Genomic DNA, 18,800 nt, shown 5'->3' with positions numbered 1-18,800 from the left:
TGTGACCGGCAGCATCGTGCCGACTGAAGTCCGATATTCGGAACGAAGATCTTGCTTGAAAAAAAAATTGAAACGGTCGGAGAGAAGGCGGGCATTGCCCGCCTTCCTCTGTCAGTTGCTGGAAAGCCAGCTGTCGATTTCCTGCTCCGCTTCATCGCGGGTCTTGCCGTACTTCTGCTGGATCAGGCCGGCGAGTTCGGTGCGGCGGCCTTCGATACGGTCGAACTCGTCGTCCGTCAGCTTGCCCCACCGGGCCTGCGCCTTGCCCTTGAATTCCTTCCAGTTGCCTTCGATCTGGTCCCAGTTCATGGTTGAATATCTCCTTGATTTCGTTGACATCAGGGAAACGGTTCCAGACGGTGAAGGTTCCGGTAAAAAGTGTCGGCAATCAACAAACAGACCACCGCAAACAGCGTGGTCCGGAAGGACGGGAATGACCGATCACCCACGAAGGGAGCCGGTGTGAGATGGCCGATCTTCTGACTTATCTTTTCGGCGCCGCGTCGTTCATCCCGCATGGCTATTGCCTGCTCTGGCGGCCCGACCTGGTGGCTCTTCACGCGGTCTCGGACGTGCTGATTGCACTTGCCTATATCGCCATTCCCGTGGCGATGCTGACCTTCCTCCACAAGCGGCCCGATATTCGCGGAAATTCGCGCAAGATCGGCTATCTGTTCGTGGCGTTCATTCTGGCTTGTGCCCTGACGCATCTGTTTGATCTGGTGACCCTTTGGTGGCCTGCATACGGCGCTCAGGGACTGGTCAAGGCGGTCGCCGCCCTGATTTCCGTGGTCACCGCCGTGGTAGCCTGGCTGATGCTGCCGAAGCTCCTCGCGATTCCCTCCCTGCGCGACCTTGAACGGGCCAACGAACTGTTGGAAGTCGAAAACCTTGAGCTGAACACCGAAGTTGGCAAAAGCCGGAGCGAACTCAACCGGATCAACGACCGCTTCGAAAAGGCACTGACCGGGTCGAATATCTCCGTCTTCTCCCAGGACGCCGATCTGCGCTACACGTGGATTCACAATCCGAGATTTGGATTTGACCCGGGGGAGCTGACCGGCAAGAGGGACGAGGACGTGCTGCCGGCGGAAACGGTGGCCGAAGTGGTTCCCCTGAAGCAACGGGTGATGGAGACCGGCGAATCCGCGTCGGCCTATGTCGCGATTGAAAACGAGGAAACCGGAACTGTCTTTCTCGATCTGATCGTCCACGCCACCCGGGACGCGGATGGCGTGACGGACGGTGTTCTGTGCACGGCCGTCGACATGACGGAAAAGCATCTTTACGAGATACGTCTTGCCACCATGGCCAGCCAGCTCGCCGATGCGAACATGCGGTTCGAAAAGGCTCTTTCCGGGTCGCTGATCACCGTTTTCGAGCAGGACAGCAATCTGAAATACGTTCACGTCGTCAATCCGCCTCCCGGTCTGACGGCCGAGTTCTTTCTGGGCCATTCGGATTCGGATCTTTTTTCCGAGGAAGACCAATTGCAGATGGTTCCGGCCAAGCAGGCCGTTGTCAGGTCGGGTGAAAGCAAGGTCATCGAGGTTGACGTGGACATCGACGGCGGCACGAGGAACTATCATGTCCGGCTCGATCCGGCCAAAGACGGCGAGGGCACCGTCACCGGTGTGATCGGAACCGCGGTGGACATGACGCAAGAGCGTGAGAACGAGCGCCAGATGCACCTCGTCATGCGCGAGTTGACCCACAGGTCGAAAAACCTTCTGGCGGTTATTCAGGCAATGGCCCGGCAAACGGCTGCGAGATCGGACACCACAGACGATTTTGTCGACAGCTTTTCAGCCAGATTGCAGGCGATGGCGGCCAGTCACGACCTGCTCGTGTCGCAATCCTGGTCCGGCGCGGACATAGGCGAGCTTGTGCGCGCCCATCTCGGCCAGTCCATCGATCTGGGCAGCTCCCAGATCAATATTCACGGCGACGCAAGAACGATCTCCGCCGACGCCGCGCAAAACCTGGGACTTGCCCTGCACGAGCTGACGACAAACGCGGCGAAATACGGCGCGCTTTCGGTTCTGGAAGGACATCTGGAGGTGTCGTGGGAACAGGTCGGGGAGGTGATCCGGCTGACCTGGACGGAAACCGGAGGGCCGGAAGTGGTCGAGCCGAAGAGAACCGGCTTTGGCCGAAAGCTTCTGGAACGGCTGGTCGGGCCCTCCCTGGATGGAGATGTCACGATCATGTTCAAGCCGGAAGGGCTGAGCTGCGTGATCGAGTTTCCGGTTCACCTCCTGGCAAAATGACCGGCAAAGGTGGTTGATCACGGTCTTTGACGCCAGTGGCTGAACGCCGAAACCGGCCACCGTGCCGTTCAAGGGGTTTGGCAATGCAGATCCCGTTGGACAGACCCGGTGGAGGACCGGGGTTATCGGCGCAATTGCTTCAAGGCCGCATCGATCTCGCAAATCAACCGGTCGCGGTCGGCCTGACCGCGCGGTCCGTAGGTCGCATGGGACAGGGTCGCGCGCCATGTCTGGAGCGCCGTCCATTTCTGCGCTCTCGTCAGGCCCGGATCGTCCAGTACGCCGTAGGGAGATTGAAAGCCCGCAAATCTGTGAGGTACGCTGATCATGGCCTTGCTGCGCCTGCCTGGAATTTTGCGCAAGGGCCGCGCACCGCCGGATGCGGCATGCGGCCCTCGAGGTCGGGTCCTTGCCCTCGCTCTGCGCGGTTCAATCGGAGCTCCGCGCGGTCACTCGGCAATCAGGGCGCGCAACATCCATGCCGCCTTTTCGTGGAAGGCGATCCGCCCGGTCAGCAGGTCTTCCGTGACCACGTCGCTGTGATCGCCGGCATAGGTCGCCATGTCGCGCATTTCGGCGGCAATCATCTCATGACTGCGGACAAGATCCTGAACCATGTCATGAGCGTCCGGCAGACCGCCGGACGGCAGGCTGATGGTCAGGTTCAATTTGCCTTCATCGACATTGATCGGCGCACGGTGGCCGAGGGCCCGGATCCGTTCGGCAAGCTCGTCCGTTGCGGCAAACAGGTTTTCATAGTGGTTTTCCGTCAGATCGTGGATCGACTTGAACAGCGGGCCAACCACGTTCCAGTGATACAGATGCGACTTCACGGTCAGCATGTAGGTTTCCGCAAGGACCACGGACAGGTGCTTGGCGAGCTGTTCGCGCACGTCATCTGCGACGCCGGTTTTCAGGTCGTCGACTGCGGGGGTTTCGATATTCAGAACACTGGACATGGGATTTCCTTCTTTCTTTGAGGGGACCTGCGGCACGGGATCATTGGCTCGGCCGGGAGCCGGTTGCCCCTGCGCCGGGAGCGCTCTCGATGATGCCGAGGTCCGGCAGGACGCCGGTCGTTTGAAGCAATGCAAGACAGGCAAAACCGATCACCACCAGCGCGATGCTGGCGACGAGGACAGCAAGAACCGGGCGGCCGCGTTCGGCCTGTCGCGCCTGCGTCGAGGTCCGTTCCGTTTCCTGGGTCTTCATGACTTTTGCCTTCCGGTTCGTTTCGAGCGTTGGATACGTTTGGTAAAGTTCCCTGAAGTGCTAAAGTTCCGGACAAAGGAACGAAAAGATTTTTTCCGAAATCGAAATAAACGTAGAGATGTATCCGAGAGCTTTCATCGGGTGTTGCCTTGGTTTTGCAGATATTCGAAACCGTTGCGAAAATTGTTTTCAAGGCTGAGTCAAAGGAATGACTTGCCGAAGTTTTCCGCGAAGATTCGGATCTTTCCGGAAACGTTCAAAAATTTCGGAAATGTGGATTTTGATCTGAGTGATCATTCATTTTTCGTAGGTCGCGAGGGACGGCGCGCAGCACGGCCCACCTGGAACGGAGGGCGGTGCACCAACGGTCCACGGGCGCCAATGGTCACCCAGAAGCTGACTGATGAAGGCCGCATGCAAGTGGGCGGGCAGGATCTGATCGATGCCTTGCGGACTTGAAGCACGCGCGAAAAGTGCGGTTGGCGGGCAGGGCGCCGGGAACCAATTGGACCTCCGGCAGTTTACCCGGTGCGCCGCGCTTGATGCGGTCGCAACCCGGCAGAGCCGACCGACAGGATCGCCGGACACGAAATTCCGCCGTATCCGCTCCGTGAGCGGGCGGCCTGTCTCTCAACCCACTGGAGTGAAATGATGGCTACTGCAAAGACCGCAACCGGAACTGCCGCGAATGATTCCGTCAATGCGCATGACATCGAGGTGGATATCGAGCGCATCCGTGGCGATATCGCGGCCCTCGCCGGGTCCTTGAAGAAATACGGCGCCGGCAAGTCCGACGAATACAAGTCCCGCGCAGCCGCGGCCGGTGAGGATCTGACCAAGATGTCCCAGGATGCTCTCAGCGATCTTGCCGCCGAGCTCAAGGGCTACGAGCGCGCCCTGACCAGCGAAGTCCGCCGCCATCCGCTGCAGGCCATCGGCATCGCCGCCGGCATCGGCTTTCTCGTCTCGGTTCTGGTGCGCCGCTGATGATGCGTGCGCTCCCGCTTGCGCTGTCCGCGGCCACACGGGACGTGCGCGGCGTCTTCCGCCGCGCCAGGCGCAATGCTGCCCTGATGCTGATTTCGGGCATCTGTTTCGGCACAGCTTATCTGGCCGCCCTCGTGGCGGCCGGGGCGTATCTGGCTCCGATTTACGGTCCGGTGATGGCCGCGCTCCTGATTGCGGCGTCAATGGCCGGGATCGGTATCGTGATCCTCGTTGTGATCAAGGTGCTGAAGCACCTTGAAAAACGCAGGCATGCGCGCCGGAACGCCGCCACAAGGCTGTCGGCCGCGGCCGCCATCTCCATTCTGCCGCAGATTACCGGGTCCAAGGGTCTTCTCGTGGTCGCCGCTCTTGGCGGTCTGGCCTACCTGGTTGCCCAGGGGCAGGGCGGGGAAGAATAAAACATAATGTTGCCGCCAGCCGGCGCCGGTCAGGCGTCCAGGGAGCTACCGATGACACATCAGGCAGGCATACCAGCAGATCGCGAGGCGCCAATGCCCCCGCAGCCTGCCTGGCCAATCACGGTCGATCCCGTTACCAGGGGCGCACTGGTCGTTCTTAGCGCGATTGCCATTGTCGCGGCATTGGATATCGGCCAGATCATTTTCGCGCCGGTCTGCCTGTCGATTGTGGTCGGCTCGATCTTCGGGCCGGCCGCCGACAGATTCACGCGCATGGGCGTGCCGACATGGATTTCGGCCATCGTCATGGTTGTCCTCTTCGTCCTGCTGTTGCTGACGGCGGGCGCAGCCTTCATGGTGCCCCTGTCCGACTGGCTCGACAAACTTCCGTTGATCTGGTCCCGGCTGCAGTCCCAACTGGTCAGCTGGCAAGGGTTCTTCAGCTCGGTCAGCAGCCTCCAGCAGGAACTGCAGAGCGCCATGGGCCAATCGGACAGCATGCAGGTCAGCGTCGACGACACCTCGGCGGTCGAAAGCGTGTTCTATTTCGCGCCTGCTTTCATCGCTCAGGTCATTCTGTTCCTGGCGAGCCTCTATTTCTTCATCCTGACACGGCCGTACCTGCGCCGGTCGGCCCTGGAGCTGTCGCCCGACAGCGACAGCCGCCGGAGTATTCACACAATGCTCAAGACCATCGAGACGCGGCTCACCACCTATCTTTTCTCGATCACGCTTGTGAACCTGGGGCTCGGGGGTGCCGTCGCGCTGGTGATGTGGCTGCTCAACGTCCCGTCTCCGCTGCTGTGGGGCATGCTGGCCGGCATGTTGAATTACGTCGTCTATGTGGGCCCCGCCGTCATGGTTCTGGTGCTCACCTGCGTCGGTCTGGCGACCGGTACCACGATTGTCGCGATCCTGACCCCGCCGGCGGCCTATCTGTGCCTCAATCTCATCGAGGCGCAGTTCGTCACACCCACGGTGCTCGGACGCACGATGACGCTCAACCCCTTCCTTGTCTTCCTGACTATTGCCTTCTGGATCTGGCTCTGGGGACCGGCTGGCGGGTTTGTTGCCGTGCCCCTTCTGCTCGTGGCGGGGTCCATCATGGAAATCATGTCGGAGCGGCCTTGAAACCCGCTCCGGTCTCACCATTCACCCCGGCTGTACCGCTTCTCAGGCAGGCGCGGGCAGCCAGGGTGCATTCATTGTTGCCGCCAAAAAGAGTGACCGACCTCTTTGAGGGCGGTTTCAGAGTGTTCGCATGGATCTGTTCTCATCGGTGTCATCCCCGCACGCAGCGAAGGTAACTTCCGGGGTCGGGGAACTGATGGGTATTCAGGGGAGCTTGAAGCCTGAAGCCAGCAGGGCCCGGGTGTTCGTCTGCAAGCAGGCAGACCTCGGCTTTTACCGGGGTGCCTGGGAACCGTGTCCGGGCTTTCTCGCCTGACAGGGGCCAAGGTCAACGGAATTTGCCGAGGTCGCGCAATCAAGCACGGTCCTCGGCAAATTTCGCTGGCCTTGCACCGGGCCGGCGCAGGCAGAACAGGTTGTGTTGACCATCGAGGCCTCCAGAGTCCATGTGTCAGTCTCTATAGGCCATCAGGTCAGGCGCGACGGGCCAGCCGGTGCAGGACGTCTTCTGGAAGCTTGCGACACAGCGCATCGGGCGTTCCTTGACATCGGACAGTTTGACCTTCAGGTCGCCTTTGCCGGTGGTCGCGGTTGTCTCGGCCATGGCGATCACCCGTTTCGAACCGGCTGTCGCTTCGACAGCGTCGTCGGACATGATCTCGACGGCTCCAAGAGCGCTTGCCATGAAGGCGGTTCCGAATATCACCGGCGTGCTTGCAGCCAGTATGCGTTTGCGAAAAGTCATCATATCACTACCTCCACCCAGCAAACGCACGAGTTAAGAAAAGGTTTCAAAAAGGGCCGCCGGGCGGCGTTTGCCGGTGCCGGCTCGACACTGGATTCCGGAAATCACGCACCGGATTGCCGGCTGCCGTCGCCGCCTTTGTGGAACGATTCCCGGGGGAGACACGTTTGCCCCCTGAACAAGGGTGATCGTTATGAAACAGTCAGAACAGCATGAACTGGACACGACGCGCGTGGAGGACACCTCCGGGCGCGCGTCTCTCGAGGACACCTCCGGGCGCGCGTCTCTCGAGGACAGGCGCCGGGTCGGCGTGGAAGTCGAATTTGGCGGCATGAGCGCGCGTCAGGCCGCGGAAATCGTCCAGTACCACCAGGGCGGTGTCATCAACGAGATTGATGCTCATCGGTTTTCCGTCAAGGAAACGCGCATTGGCGGCATTCTTCTGGAACTCGACAGCAAGTATGTGCACAGCCCGCAGGAAGCCTCCGGCCTGGAGCGCCAGGTGCGCCGCATTGCCGGTGACGTGACCGGTTCCCTCGTTCCGACGGAACTCGTGACCGATCCCCTGCCGGTGTCGGACCTGCCGGAAGTCGACCGGCTGATCGTTCATTTGAGCGAAGCCGGCGCGCTCGGCACGCAGCAGCCTCATCTTGCCTGCGGTCTTCACCTCAACATCGAATGGCTGGACCGGGACGTCACGTCCATCCTGCGCGTGCTTCAGGCCTATCTGCTGATGGCGCCGGCGCTGCGCGAAGCCATCGACCTGGACACGACGCGTACTCTTCTGCCCTTTATCGGGCGCTTTCCCAAGGCCTATGAAGCCAGGGTGCTGGATCCGGACTATCAGCCCGATTTCCAGACCTTCGTGCGCGACTATTGCAAGTCGAACTCTTCGAAAAACAGGGAACTGGACCTGCTGCCGTTGCTCGCCTCCATTGACGCGAACGCGGTCAGGGAAGCCCTCGGGCACGAGCAGGAAGCCGTCAGGCCGACGTTCCATTACCGCCTGCCGAATGCCCGTCTTGGCGATCCCGACTGGTCGATCGTGGCGGAATGGAAGCGTTGGCTCACGGTGGAAGCGCTGGCTTCGGACCGGGTGCGGCTCCGCGAGCGCCTGTGCGAGTGGCGTGGCCGCAATGGCAGGTCCGACCCTGTCCGGTCCATCCGGCAACTGTTCAATCGGGTGATAAGCCAATGAAACCCCTGATAGGTGTCTCCACCTCGGTGCGCGGCGGCTGGCGGTCGTTCCTGGCCATCCGTTTCGCCTTGTGGCGTGTCGGCGCGAAAGCCCGCCGGATCACGGCGGCAACGGCGCAAGAGGCCGACTTCGACTTTGACGAATTCGACGGACTGATAGCCGGCGGCGGCGACGACATCAGCGCCACGCTGTATGGCGGCGAACTGACGCCTGACGTGCGCCTGGACCCCGAGCGCGATGCGCTGGAAACCAGGCTGATCTCTGCTGCTGTCGAGCGCGGTATTCCGGTACTCGGGATCTGCCGAGGAGCGCAGATGATCAATGTCAGCTTCGGCGGCAGCCTTCACACCGACGTGTGGGAAGTGTTCGTCAAGGCTCCGAAGCTGAGAACGGTGTTGCCGCGCAAGAAAGTCAACATCAACCGGGGAACATGGCTGAGCGCCGTTCTGGACTGCAATCCCTGCCGTGTGAACGCGTTGCACCACCAGTCGGTGAAGGATCTGGGCAGGGGTCTGAAGGTGAGCGCCGTGGACGACTTCGGCATCATTCAGGCCATCGAGGGAACGTTCGAGACGCAGGTGATCGGCGTGCAGTGGCACCCGGAGCTGATGCCGTTTTCGCACAGCCAGACGGATCTGTTCACCTGGCTTGCGAACAGCGCCAGGAACCGGGTGCTGATCGAACAGCAGTGTGACCCCGGCGCCCTGCGGGAAGCCTGCTGAACCGGTGGGGGCGCCGTGACCGCCTGCCCTGGCCGACTGAGCCAGGGTGCCGCTGCAGCCGCATTGCCTTGCTGCGGTTTCCTAAAGGTAGACGCGCGCCGCTGTTCCCCCCATGACGGCTTCCCGCTCGGACGCGCCCAGGTCTTGCAGAAGGTCATCTGTGATCCGGGCCCATTCATCATAGGAACAGGCCAGGGTGCAGACAGGCCAGTCGCTGCCCCAGATCAGCCTGTCGGGGCCGAATGTCTCCAGAAGATGGCCGACATAGGGTCTGAGATCGTCAAGGGTCCAGTTGTCTCCGGCTTCCGTCACCAGTCCTGACAGCTTGCAAACCGCGGAGGTGTTGCCCGCAATGGTTCTCATGTCCGCTGCCCAGTCCTCAAAGTCTCCGTTTGCGATCCTCGGTTTCGAACCGTGATCCACCACCATGCGCAGGTCCGCATGCCGATCGGCCAGGCGCAGCAGATTGGGAAGGTGCTGGGGCAGCGTAAGGGCATCAAAGACGAGATCGGCGTCAACGAGTGCCCGGTAAGCCGGGTCGAGGCGGGAGTGCAGCATCCAGCCCGGATCGGCGATGTCCTGGATCATCGGCCGCAGACCGACGAGCTTGGGGTCGCTGGCGAGCGCCGCGATCTGGTCGGGGGCGTCGGCGGCCTCGAAATCGGCCCAGCCGACGACGCCCTTGATAAAATCGTTCTGTCGGGCCAGATCCAGCAAGAACCGGGTCTCCGCAACCGTCGGCGCGGCCTGCACCAGGATGGTTCCCTCGATCCCGTGACGCTCCAGCAAGGGAGCCAGATCTTTCGGCAGAAAGTCCCGGTAGAGCGGAGCAAGCTCGGCAGTCAGCCAACCGTAATCCGCGCGCGCAAGCTTCCAGAAATGCTGGTGCCCATCCAACCTCATGGTTCGATGATGCCCTTTGTCAGGATGATATTGCCGTAAAGGCGCTGTTCGCCGGTCTGGACGACGGCAAAGCCCGAGCTGGCCATGTCGTAGAAAGCCTGCCGTTCCAGCGTGCCGATCCGGGCCGGCTTGTCGGCGACCTCGTCGATGATGGACTGGAACGCGGCCACGATTTCGGGAACCGCGTCCGGGTCGCCGACCACCTGCATCGTCTGGGCCGGCTCAGGCACGAATGTGTCCAGCGGCATCAGCGTGAGGACCGCCCGCAAGATGTCCGTGGCTGAAATGCCGTCCAGACGAAGGCAGTCAGGACCGGAGCTTTCACCCGGAAAATTGGCATCGACGATGGCGATGCGGTCACCGTGCCCCATGGCCGCAAGCGTGTAGAGCAGGGACGGGCTGAGGAGAGGGGGCAGATTACGCAGCATTGGAAGCCTCATTGGGGAGCGGTGCATCCGGGCGGACAAGTCCTTCGGTGCGAAGGTCCGACCAGAATGCAGGTGGAATGATCCTGTGAAGGAGCGCGATATTGGCTTCCACCTCGGCGGCGTTTACCGCGCCGGGGATGACCGTTTTCACGCAAGGGTGACCGAGAACGAACTGGAGCGCCGCGGCAATCAGCGGCACCGAATGAGCCGCGCAGACCGCTTCGATCCGCCGGACCCGGTCGAGGATGTCGGGCGGGGCGTCCGCATAATTGTATTTGGCGCCCTCGACGGCGCCCGTCGCCAGAATGCCGGAATTGTAGGGTCCGCCCAGAATGATGCCGACATCGCGCTTCTCGCACAGGGGCAGAAAGCTCTCCAGAGCGTCCTGTTCCAGAAGCGTATAGCGTCCGGCAAGCAGGAAACAGTCGAAATCGGCAAGGCCGAGCAGTTTCTCGCAGACCTGCCACTCGTTGACGCCGGCCCCGATCGCGGCGATCTCGCCGGCAGCCTTCAATTCGCTGAGCGCCTTGTAGCCGCCGTCGTCGAAGAGCTCGCGGACGCGGGCGTCGCTGGCTTCCTGCGAGCCTTGCGAGAACGCGCAAACGTCATGCACGAACACGATGTCCGCGTTGGCGACCCGAAGCCGCTCCCTGCTGGCCTCGTAACTGCGCATGACACCGTCATAGCTGTAGTCGAAGACGATCCGCTTTTGCGGCACGTCGACAAACGCTTCCGGCGTCACTTCATCCGGCTCGCAATCGAGCAGCAACCGCCCGATCTTGGTGGAGAGCTGAACGGACTGCCGCCCGAAGCGTTCGATCGCCTCGGCAAAGCGCATTTCCGAGAGGCCAAGTCCGTATTGCGGTGCCGTGTCGAAATAGCGGATGCCGTGATCGAAGGCGGCCTGAAGCGCCGCCTGGGCATCCGCCTCGGCGACCTTCCGGTAGAGGTTTCCGAGCGGCGCGCCGCCGAATCCCATCACCGTCAGATCAAGTCTGCGGGCGGTTCTGGCGTTCAGCCGCCGCGTGGTCAGTGCGGTCATGAAATCTCCCTGGGCGGTTTCTGTCTTTGTCTGTCCGCTTTTGCTTCGGACTTGCGTGTCGGGCCCGAAGGCCGGTTTTCAATCAAACAGATCGGGCCGGCTGACCGCCAGCGGTTCCAGACGCGTTACCAGTTCGCTCAAGTGCATTTGCATGGCCTTGCGGGCGCGTTCCGGGTCATGATCGCGGATGGCTTCCAGAATGATCCGGTGTTCCTCATGAGCCTCCTGTGCCCGACCGCGCATCGGCAACAGCAGTTGCCGGGCCCGGTTCACCTGGATCCAGCCGGTGGCCGCGAAGGCGTTCAGCTTCGGATAGCCGGTGAAGGACAGGATGAGCTCGTGCATGCGCTCGTCCTCCCGGTAGAAACCCGTCTCGTCATTGTCGTCCAGGCACAGCGCCTGAAGCCGGAGGTTCCGGGTCAGCTCCGCAAGCTGTTCTTCCGAGTGTTCCGCGGCCACCTTTGCCACGGCGGCCAGTTCGATCGCCTCACGCAGGAACGCGCCCTCGCGGATTTCCGACATCGAAAACTTGGTGACACGCGACCCCGATTGCGGAATGACCTCGACGAGCCCTTCGCCCGCAAGCCTGGTGATCGCCTCTGTGACCGGGGATCGCGACACACCGAGCTGTTCGCAGATCATCTGCTTTTTCAGCGGCGTTCCCGGCGGCAGATCCATGGCCAGAATGGCCGTTCTCAGGGCCTCGTAAACACGCTGCGCCAGAGAACCGGACAATTTTCCGATGTCCGGAAGCGTGATTTCTGGAAGATCTTGTTCGGGTGTCAGGGACATGACTATCTCGATTAGAATGCTAACATGTTAGTTGACACAGATAGTCTGTCAAGCTAATCCTGAGCCAGGAGCGGTGCTCGAAAAGCGCCGGACAGGGAGAGACTTTCGTGCTGCAGCCTCATGCCAACTCGATTCTTCTCAACAACGAGGACAACATCGTTGTCGCGCTTCAGGACATAGAAGCGGGGACAAAGGCGGCCTTCGTGGAAGTGCCGCTGCCCGGCCAGATCCAGCGTGGCCACAAGATCGCGCGCGGCCCCATCGCGGCCGGTGAAAACGTCATCCGCTACGGACAGATCATCGGGCAGGCGAAATGCGACATCGCCCCGGGCGCGCATGTTCATGTTCATAATCTCGGCATGGGCGATCACAGTCAGGACTACCAGCACGCGGAGGCCTCGGTTCCTCTCGAGCCGATCGCGCAGGAGCGGACCTTTCAGGGATACCGCCGGGCAACCGGGCGGGTCGGTACGCGCAACTATATCGGCATCCTGACCTCGGTGAACTGCTCCGGGTCGGTTGCGAAATTCATCGCCGAGGCGGTGGAAAAATCGGGCCTCCTGGACGCCTATCCGAATGTCGACGGCATCGTGCCGATCGTGCACGGCACCGGCTGCGGCATGTCCGGCAAGGACGAAGGCTACGCAACCCTGTTCCGGACGCTGTCCGGATACGCCCAGCATCCCAATTTCGCGGCGATCCTGCTGATCGGGCTCGGCTGCGAAGTCATGCAGATCGCCGATCTTGTCGGCGACCGCAAGATCCGGCCGGACGGCGATCTCAGGTACATGACGATCCAGCAGACCGGCGGCACCCGCAAGACCATCGAGGCGGGTCTCGAACATATCAAGGACCTGGCGGAACTGGCCAGCAAGGCCGTGCGCACGCCGGTGCCGGTGTCGGAGATCACCGTCGGTATGCAATGCGGCGGCTCGGACGGCTATTCCGGCATCACCGCCAACCCGGCGCTGGGCATTGCCTCCGATCTTCTCGTGCGCCACGGCGGCACCACAATCCTGTCCGAGACCTCGGAGATCTATGGTGCCGAACACCTTTTGACCCGCCGGGCGGTGTCCGTCGATGTCGGCAGGAAACTGATCGAGCGTGTGCGCTGGTGGGAGGATTACACCGCCCGCAACGGCGGCGAGATGGACAACAATCCGTCTCCCGGCAACAAGCGCGGCGGATTGACGACAATCCTGGAAAAATCCCTCGGCGCGGCGGCCAAGGGCGGCTCGGCACCTCTGGTCGATGTCTACAAGTTCGGCGAACCCGTTGACAAGAAGGGCTTCGTCTTCATGGACAGCCCTGGTTTCGACCCCTGTTCCGTGACCGGCCAGATTGCTTCGGGCGCCAACATCATCGTGTTCACGACGGGACGCGGCTCCGTTTCCGGATACATGCCGACGCCCTGCATCAAGCTTGCCACCAACAGCGAGATGTACGGCCGCATGTCCGAGGATATGGACATCAATTGCGGCGACATCATTTCGGACAATGTCAGCCTCGAGACCAAGGGGCAGGAGATCTTCGACAGGATCGTCGCGGTGGCCTCGGGCGAGAAATCCATGAGCGAAGACCTCGGCTTCGGCGGTGTCGAGTTCGTGCCCTGGCAGATAGGCGCGGTGATGTAGCACGCCTGCATGAAGACAATGTCCCCATAGGGTATCGGGAGGATTTCAGTGCGATTGAATAACAAGAACATTCTGGTCTCGGCAGCTGGCCAGGGCATCGGCCGCGCAAGCGCGATTGCCTGTGCACGGGAAGGCGCGAAAGTTTTCGCCGTCGATATCAACGAGGCGACGCTGGCAACCCTTGCTGAGGAGTGCCCGGAGATCCAGGTCCACAAGCTGGATGTGTGCGACCGCGGCCAGATCAACGCGCTGGCTGAAAAGCTGCCGCAACTCGACGGTCTCTTCAACTGTGCCGGCTTCGTTCACCACGGCTCGGTGCTGGACATCTCGGAAGAGGACTGGATCTTCAGTTTCGACCTGAACGTCACCTCCATGTACCGCATGATCCAGGCGTTCCTGCCGGGCATGCGAGAGCGCGCGAAGGTGCAAGGCACGGCGTCCATTCTCAACATGTCGTCGATGGCCTCTTCCCTGAAGGGCTTTCCCGTCCGCACGCTCTACGGCACCACCAAGGCTGCCGTTCTCGGGCTGACCAAGGGCGTCGCCGCCGATTTTGTCCAGGAAGGCATCCGCTGCAACGCGCTGTGCCCTGGAACCGTCGATACGCCATCCCTTCGGGGCCGGATCGCATCGGCGCCCGATCCGGTCGAGGCGGAAAAGAATTTCATTGCCCGCCAGCCCATGGGCCGGCTGGCCACCGTCGACGACATGACCCCGATGGTCGTCTATCTGCTGTCCGATGAAAGCCGGTTCGTGTCCGGACAGGCACTTCTTGTCGATGGAGGTGTCACCATCTAGGTGGCACATCCGTCGCTGTTTGGGAGGACTGCGCGATGACAGACCTGGTCAGGATGACGGGAATCGAGAAACGGTTCCCGGGCGTTCATGCCCTCAAGAATGTCAGCTTCGACCTGGGTTCCGGCGAGGTCCATGCGCTCATGGGCGAGAACGGTGCCGGCAAGTCCACGCTGATGAAGATCCTGTCCGGCATCTACCCGAAGGACGGTGGCGAGATCCTGGTCAACGGCGGGGAAGCGGACCTCGACGGTCCGAGGGCCGCTCAGGACCTGGGGATCGGCATCATTCATCAGGAACTCAGCCTGATGAACGACCTGACGGTGGCCCAGAACATCTTCATCGGCCGCGAGCCCCGTCTCAGGTTCGGCCGGCTGGACGAGGCCGCGCTCAATGCAAGGGCGGTCGAGATCTTCAAATCCATGAACCTCAAGCTGGACCCGAGGACGATCGTCGGCGAACTGACGATTGCCCGGCAGCAGATGGTGGAGATCGCCAAGGCCCTGTCCTACCGCTCCCGCGTGCTCATCATGGACGAGCCGACCGCCGCCCTGAACGATGCCGAGATCGCCGAGCTGTTCACCATCATCCGGCGCCTGAAGGCGGACGGCGTCGGCATCATCTACATCAGCCACAAGATGGACGAACTCAAGCAGATCGCCGACCGGGTGACCGTGATGCGTGACGGCGCCTATGTCGGAACGGTCGGGGCAAAGGAAACGCCCGTTGCCAAGATCATCTCCATGATGGTTGGACGAGATGTTGCCAGCGAACCTGTCGACATTCCCGATTTTGATAACGCGGAAACTGTTCTGGAAGTTCGAGGGCTCTCGCGGGGACGCGAGATCCGTGACGTCAGTTTTTCGGTCCGCAAAGGTGAGATCCTCGGTTTTGCCGGGCTCATGGGAGCAGGCCGGACGGAAGTCGCCCGCGCCATTTTCGGCGCAGATCGCCGGGACAGCGGCGAAATCCTCGTTCACGGCAAGCCCTGTGCAATCTCGCAGCCTTCCGATGCGGTGAAGGCCGGGATCGGTTACCTGTCGGAGGACCGAAAGCATTTCGGCCTGGCCACCGGCATGGATGTACGGACCAACATTGCGCTGGCCAGTTTCGATCGCTTCTCGAGCCGGCTCGGTGTCCTTTCCGAAGAGGGCATGCGCCGAACGGCGCAGGATTATATCGGCAAGCTTGAAATCCGCACGCCCTCGGACAGGCAGGAAGTCCGGCTTCTGTCCGGCGGTAACCAGCAGAAAGTTGTTATCGCCAAGTGGCTTTTCCGCGATTGCGACATTCTGATTTTCGATGAGCCGACCCGCGGTATCGATGTCGGTGCCAAATCTGAAATCTACAAGCTGTTGAAGAATCTCGCGAGCGAAGGGCGGGTGGTGATCGTGATCTCCTCCGAGCTTCCGGAAATCATGCGGCTCAGCCACCGCATCGCGGTCATGTGCGAGGGACGCCTGACTGGCATCCTGCCGGGCGGGGATGCGACCACCCAGGAAGACATCATGCACCTGGCGACGCTTCGGGCGCCATCCATGCAGCCAGAGGGATATCCGCAATGACGGCCGTCAACACAAGTTCCACACCATCCTTTGCCGCCCGCCTGTTCGAGGCGGGCGCGCATCAGAAATTGCTGGCCTTCGCCAGTCTGGTACTGCTGCTGATCGGGTTTTCGATTGCGTCACCCAACTTCATGCAAACATCGAACATGATCGCGATCCTGCAGGCGACTTCGGTCAACGGCGTGCTGGCGGTGGCGGCGACGCTGGTCATCATCACGGGTGGTATCGACCTGTCGGTCGGTACTTTGATGACATTTTGCGCGGTTATTGCCGGAGTTGTGCTGACCAATCTGGGTCTGCCCCTGCCGCTGGGTGTGATCGCGGCCATTGCCGCCGGAGCCTTTTGCGGTTTGTGCTCGGGCACCTTTGTCGCAAAGATGAAGATTCCACCCTTCATCGCAACCCTCGGGATGATGCTGATCCTCAAGGGCCTGTCGCTGGTGATCTCCGGTACAAGGCCGATTTACTTCAACGACACACCCGGTTTCGACCAGATTTCTCTTGGATCCATCATTGGCAAAGTTGTGCCGTCCCTGCCGATTCCGAACGGTGTTCTGATACTCTTCCTTGTGGCCGGCTGTACCGCCTGGATACTGAGCCGGACCGTTCTCGGCCGCTATTGCTTCGCGCTTGGCAGCAATGAGGAAGCTGTGCGCCTGTCCGGCGTCAATACAGACCGCTGGAAAATAGCCATCTATGCGTTGGCAGGGTCGATTGTCGGCATTGGCGGACTGGTCATGGCCTCACGCCTGAATTCCGCTCAACCGGCACTGGGTCTGGGATACGAGCTGGAGGCGATTGCCGCCGTGGTGATCGGCGGGACATCGTTGTCGGGTGGCCGCGGCACCATCGTGGGCACCTTGATCGGTGCGCTCATCATGGCCGTTCTGACCAACGGTCTGCGCGTGTTGTCCGTCGCCCAGGAATGGCAGACGGTGGTGACCGGAGCAATCATCATTCTTGCGGTCTATGCGGACATGGTTCGCAGGCGGAAATCGTGAATCTACCAATCAGAAGAGGGTACCAAAACCCCACGAAACAAAGGTTTTATCCAAAAAACGAAGGAGAGGAATATGTTCAACAGGCGTCATATCATCGGGGCAGCGGGCGCTGTCGCGTTCATGCTGTCCGGCAACCTGGCCTCGGCCGAGGACAAACTCTACGTTCCGCTGATTTCGAAAGGCTTTTCGCACCAGTTCTGGCAGGCGGTGAAGATCGGCTCGGAGAAGGCCGCTGACGAATTCAACGTCGAGGTCACATTCGAAGGCCCGGACAACGAAGGTCAGGTGGACCGGCAGATCGATATGCTGGCCGCCGCATTGGCAAAAAAACCGGCTGCAATCGGGTTTGCTGCGGTGGACAGCCAGGCTTCAATTCCGATGTTGCGCAAGATCAATGAGGCCGGCATTCCGGTGATTGCCTTCGACAGCGGCGTCGACAGCGAAATTCCGGTGACCACGGCAACAACCGACAACGTCGCCGCCGCCGCGCTTGCTGCGGACAAAATGGCCGAAGCCATCGGTGGTGCCGGCAAGGTCGCGGTAATTTCGCACGACCAGACCAGCCGCACCGGCATCGATCGTGTGGATGGTTTTGTCGACCGGATTGCGAGCAACTATCCTGATATCGAAGTCGTATCGGTTCAGTATGGCGGTGGTGACCACCTGATTTCGACTGAAATCACCAAATCGATCCTGACGGCCAATCCCGACCTGAAGGGTATGTTCGGTGCCAACGAAGGTTCGGCTATCGGCGTGGTCAACGGTGTGAAGGAAGCCAAGGCTGATATCGTGATCATCGGTTTTGACAGTGGCGCGGCACAGAAAGAAGCCGTTCGCTCGGGCATCATGGCCGGCGCGATCACACAGAACCCGGTGGGTATCGGATATGAAACCGTGAAGGCAGCCGTCAGAACCCTGAACGGGGAAAGCGTGCCGAAAATCATCGATACCGGCTTCTACTACTATGACAAGAACAACATGGATGATCCCGAGATCGCTGCCGTGTTGTACGATTGATCGAATCGAAGACCTGTGAGCCCGGCCGTCAAACTGGCCGGGCTCCGTCCATTGAGGATAGCTGAAAATGAAATTGCTGCGATTTGGCGCACCCGGTCAGGAAAAACCCGGCCTTCTTGACGCCGACAACCGTGTTCGCGATCTGTCTGCCATTGTGCCGGACTTTTCGAACGATGCTCTCTTGCCGGAGAGCATCGAGCGTCTTCGCGGACTTGATATTTCGACTTTGCCTCTGGTTGAAGGCACACCCCAGGCGGACCTGCGCCTCGGACCCTGCGTCGGCGCCATCGGCAAGTTCATCTGCATCGGCCTCAACTATGCCGACCATGCCGCCGAATCCGGTATGGATGTGCCTCCGGAGCCGGTGGTCTTCAACAAGTGGACCTCCGCGGTCGTCGGTCCCGACGATGACGTCAGAATTCCGCGCGGTTCGGAAAAGACCGACTGGGAAGTCGAGCTCGGCGTCGTCATCGGCAAGGGTGGATCCTATATCGACGAAGCCGATGCGATGGGTCATGTCGCCGGTTTCTGCGTCGTCAACGACGTGTCTGAACGCGAATATCAGCTCGAGCGCTCCGGCACCTGGGACAAGGGCAAGGGCTGCGACACCTTCGGCCCGACCGGCCCCTGGCTGGTGACACCGGACGAGGTCGGCGACCACGACGACCTGGGCATGTGGCTCGAGGTCAACGGCAAGCGCTATCAGAACGGCTCCACGAAGACGATGGTCTACCGGGTGCCGTTCCTGGTTTCCTATCTCAGCCGCTTCATGAGCCTGCAGCCCGGCGACGTCATCTCCACCGGCACGCCTCCGGGCGTCGGCATGGGTCAGAAACCGCCCGTGTACCTGAAGGGGGGCGAGGTCATGAAGCTTGGCATCGACAAGCTCGGCAGCCAGACCCAGAAGGTGGTCAAGGCCTGAAGCCGATTGAAGGGCGC

At 61.1% G+C, this 18,800-nt stretch carries 21 protein-coding genes; 12 read left to right on the top strand and 9 right to left on the bottom strand.

What is annotated here, in order from left to right; translation table 11 throughout:
• Positions 1–111: 111 nt before the first annotated feature.
• Entirely contained in the window at positions 112–309 is a 198-nt protein-coding gene (locus tag AC0VX3_RS19240) for a CsbD family protein (protein WP_475521860.1), read from the bottom strand.
• Between the two features lie 158 nt (positions 310–467).
• Between AC0VX3_RS19240 and AC0VX3_RS19235 the strand changes: the two genes are divergently transcribed.
• Positions 468–2,270, top strand: a complete 1,803-nt coding sequence (locus AC0VX3_RS19235) for a sensor histidine kinase (protein WP_475521859.1) — start codon at positions 468–470, stop codon at positions 2,268–2,270.
• 122 nt (positions 2,271–2,392) lie between these two features.
• Here AC0VX3_RS19235 and AC0VX3_RS19230 read toward each other — a convergent pair whose 3' ends face one another.
• From AC0VX3_RS19230 to AC0VX3_RS19220, 3 genes are all read right to left on the bottom strand, one after another.
• Entirely contained in the window at positions 2,393–2,599 is a 207-nt protein-coding gene (locus AC0VX3_RS19230) for a hypothetical protein (RefSeq protein WP_342893912.1), read from the bottom strand.
• 120 nt (positions 2,600–2,719) lie between these two features.
• Positions 2,720–3,229, bottom strand: coding sequence for a Dps family protein (locus AC0VX3_RS19225; protein WP_475521858.1), 510 nt, complete (start codon positions 3,227–3,229; stop codon positions 2,720–2,722).
• A 40-nt stretch (positions 3,230–3,269) separates the two neighbouring features.
• Positions 3,270–3,482 (bottom strand): hypothetical protein, encoded by a 213-nt coding sequence (locus tag AC0VX3_RS19220; protein WP_475521857.1) that lies wholly within the window; start codon positions 3,480–3,482, stop codon positions 3,270–3,272.
• Positions 3,483–4,133: 651 nt separating this feature from the next.
• On the opposite strand from AC0VX3_RS19220, the gene AC0VX3_RS19215 reads away from it, so the two are divergent.
• The 3 genes from AC0VX3_RS19215 to AC0VX3_RS19205 are packed head-to-tail and all read left to right on the top strand — an operon-like array spanning position 4,134 to position 6,019.
• Entirely contained in the window at positions 4,134–4,469 is a 336-nt protein-coding gene (locus AC0VX3_RS19215) for an ElaB/YgaM/YqjD family protein (RefSeq protein ID WP_342893915.1), read from the top strand.
• Positions 4,469–4,888, top strand: a complete 420-nt coding sequence (locus AC0VX3_RS19210; protein WP_475521856.1) for a hypothetical protein — start codon at positions 4,469–4,471, stop codon at positions 4,886–4,888. The genes AC0VX3_RS19215 and AC0VX3_RS19210 overlap by 1 nt, the downstream gene beginning before the upstream one ends.
• Positions 4,889–4,939: 51 nt before the next feature.
• The gene (locus AC0VX3_RS19205; RefSeq protein ID WP_475521855.1) at positions 4,940–6,019 is read left to right on the top strand and encodes an AI-2E family transporter; all 1,080 of its coding nucleotides are present in this window, start codon (positions 4,940–4,942) and stop codon (positions 6,017–6,019) included.
• Positions 6,020–6,470: 451 nt separating this feature from the next.
• On the opposite strand, the gene AC0VX3_RS19200 is transcribed toward AC0VX3_RS19205, so the two are convergent.
• Positions 6,471–6,767, bottom strand: a complete 297-nt coding sequence (locus tag AC0VX3_RS19200) for a hypothetical protein (RefSeq protein ID WP_475521854.1) — start codon at positions 6,765–6,767, stop codon at positions 6,471–6,473.
• A gap of 190 nt (positions 6,768–6,957) precedes the next feature.
• Between AC0VX3_RS19200 and AC0VX3_RS19195 the strand changes: the two genes are divergently transcribed.
• Together AC0VX3_RS19195 and AC0VX3_RS19190 are read left to right on the top strand one after the other, a co-directional pair.
• On the top strand, positions 6,958–7,962 hold the full coding sequence (locus AC0VX3_RS19195; RefSeq protein ID WP_475521853.1) for an amidoligase family protein: 1,005 nt from the start codon (positions 6,958–6,960) through the stop codon (positions 7,960–7,962).
• Complete coding sequence (locus AC0VX3_RS19190) at positions 7,959–8,684, top strand: gamma-glutamyl-gamma-aminobutyrate hydrolase family protein (protein WP_475521852.1); 726 nt, start codon at positions 7,959–7,961, stop codon at positions 8,682–8,684. The genes AC0VX3_RS19195 and AC0VX3_RS19190 overlap by 4 nt, the downstream gene beginning before the upstream one ends.
• Before the next feature lie 81 nt (positions 8,685–8,765).
• On the opposite strand, the gene AC0VX3_RS19185 is transcribed toward AC0VX3_RS19190, so the two are convergent.
• The 4 genes from AC0VX3_RS19185 to AC0VX3_RS19170 form a co-directional block, all read right to left on the bottom strand.
• Positions 8,766–9,587, bottom strand: a complete 822-nt coding sequence (locus AC0VX3_RS19185; RefSeq protein WP_475521851.1) for an amidohydrolase family protein — start codon at positions 9,585–9,587, stop codon at positions 8,766–8,768.
• Positions 9,584–10,015, bottom strand: coding sequence for an RbsD/FucU family protein (locus AC0VX3_RS19180; protein ID WP_475521850.1), 432 nt, complete (start codon positions 10,013–10,015; stop codon positions 9,584–9,586). The genes AC0VX3_RS19185 and AC0VX3_RS19180 overlap by 4 nt, the downstream gene beginning before the upstream one ends.
• Complete coding sequence (locus tag AC0VX3_RS19175; RefSeq protein WP_475521849.1) at positions 10,005–11,057, bottom strand: aldo/keto reductase; 1,053 nt, start codon at positions 11,055–11,057, stop codon at positions 10,005–10,007. The genes AC0VX3_RS19180 and AC0VX3_RS19175 overlap by 11 nt, the downstream gene beginning before the upstream one ends.
• Positions 11,058–11,135: 78 nt before the next feature.
• On the bottom strand, positions 11,136–11,849 hold the full coding sequence (locus AC0VX3_RS19170; protein WP_475521848.1) for a GntR family transcriptional regulator: 714 nt from the start codon (positions 11,847–11,849) through the stop codon (positions 11,136–11,138).
• A 107-nt stretch (positions 11,850–11,956) separates the two neighbouring features.
• On the opposite strand from AC0VX3_RS19170, the gene AC0VX3_RS19165 reads away from it, so the two are divergent.
• The 6 genes from AC0VX3_RS19165 (at position 11,957) to AC0VX3_RS19140 (ending at position 18,783) form a co-directional block, all read left to right on the top strand.
• Complete coding sequence (locus tag AC0VX3_RS19165) at positions 11,957–13,483, top strand: UxaA family hydrolase (RefSeq protein WP_475521847.1); 1,527 nt, start codon at positions 11,957–11,959, stop codon at positions 13,481–13,483.
• Positions 13,484–13,525: 42 nt separating this feature from the next.
• The gene (locus AC0VX3_RS19160; protein WP_475525208.1) at positions 13,526–14,281 is read left to right on the top strand and encodes an SDR family oxidoreductase; all 756 of its coding nucleotides are present in this window, start codon (positions 13,526–13,528) and stop codon (positions 14,279–14,281) included.
• Between the two features lie 35 nt (positions 14,282–14,316).
• Positions 14,317–15,843 carry a sugar ABC transporter ATP-binding protein gene (locus AC0VX3_RS19155; protein ID WP_475521846.1) on the top strand — a complete coding sequence of 509 codons (1,527 nt, stop codon included), beginning with the start codon at positions 14,317–14,319 and terminating at the stop codon, positions 15,841–15,843.
• The gene (locus tag AC0VX3_RS19150) at positions 15,840–16,844 is read left to right on the top strand and encodes an ABC transporter permease (protein ID WP_475521845.1); all 1,005 of its coding nucleotides are present in this window, start codon (positions 15,840–15,842) and stop codon (positions 16,842–16,844) included. The genes AC0VX3_RS19155 and AC0VX3_RS19150 overlap by 4 nt, the downstream gene beginning before the upstream one ends.
• Before the next feature lie 72 nt (positions 16,845–16,916).
• Complete coding sequence (locus AC0VX3_RS19145; protein WP_342893928.1) at positions 16,917–17,861, top strand: ABC transporter substrate-binding protein; 945 nt, start codon at positions 16,917–16,919, stop codon at positions 17,859–17,861.
• A 67-nt stretch (positions 17,862–17,928) separates the two neighbouring features.
• On the top strand, positions 17,929–18,783 hold the full coding sequence (locus AC0VX3_RS19140; protein WP_475521844.1) for a fumarylacetoacetate hydrolase family protein: 855 nt from the start codon (positions 17,929–17,931) through the stop codon (positions 18,781–18,783).
• Positions 18,784–18,800: the final 17 nt, after the last annotated feature.

The sequence above is a fragment of the Roseibium sp. QJM3NY_11 genome (assembly GCF_056173175.1).
The sequence above is the reverse complement of the archived record's forward strand: the minus strand, read 5'-3'. Positions and strand labels throughout refer to the sequence as shown.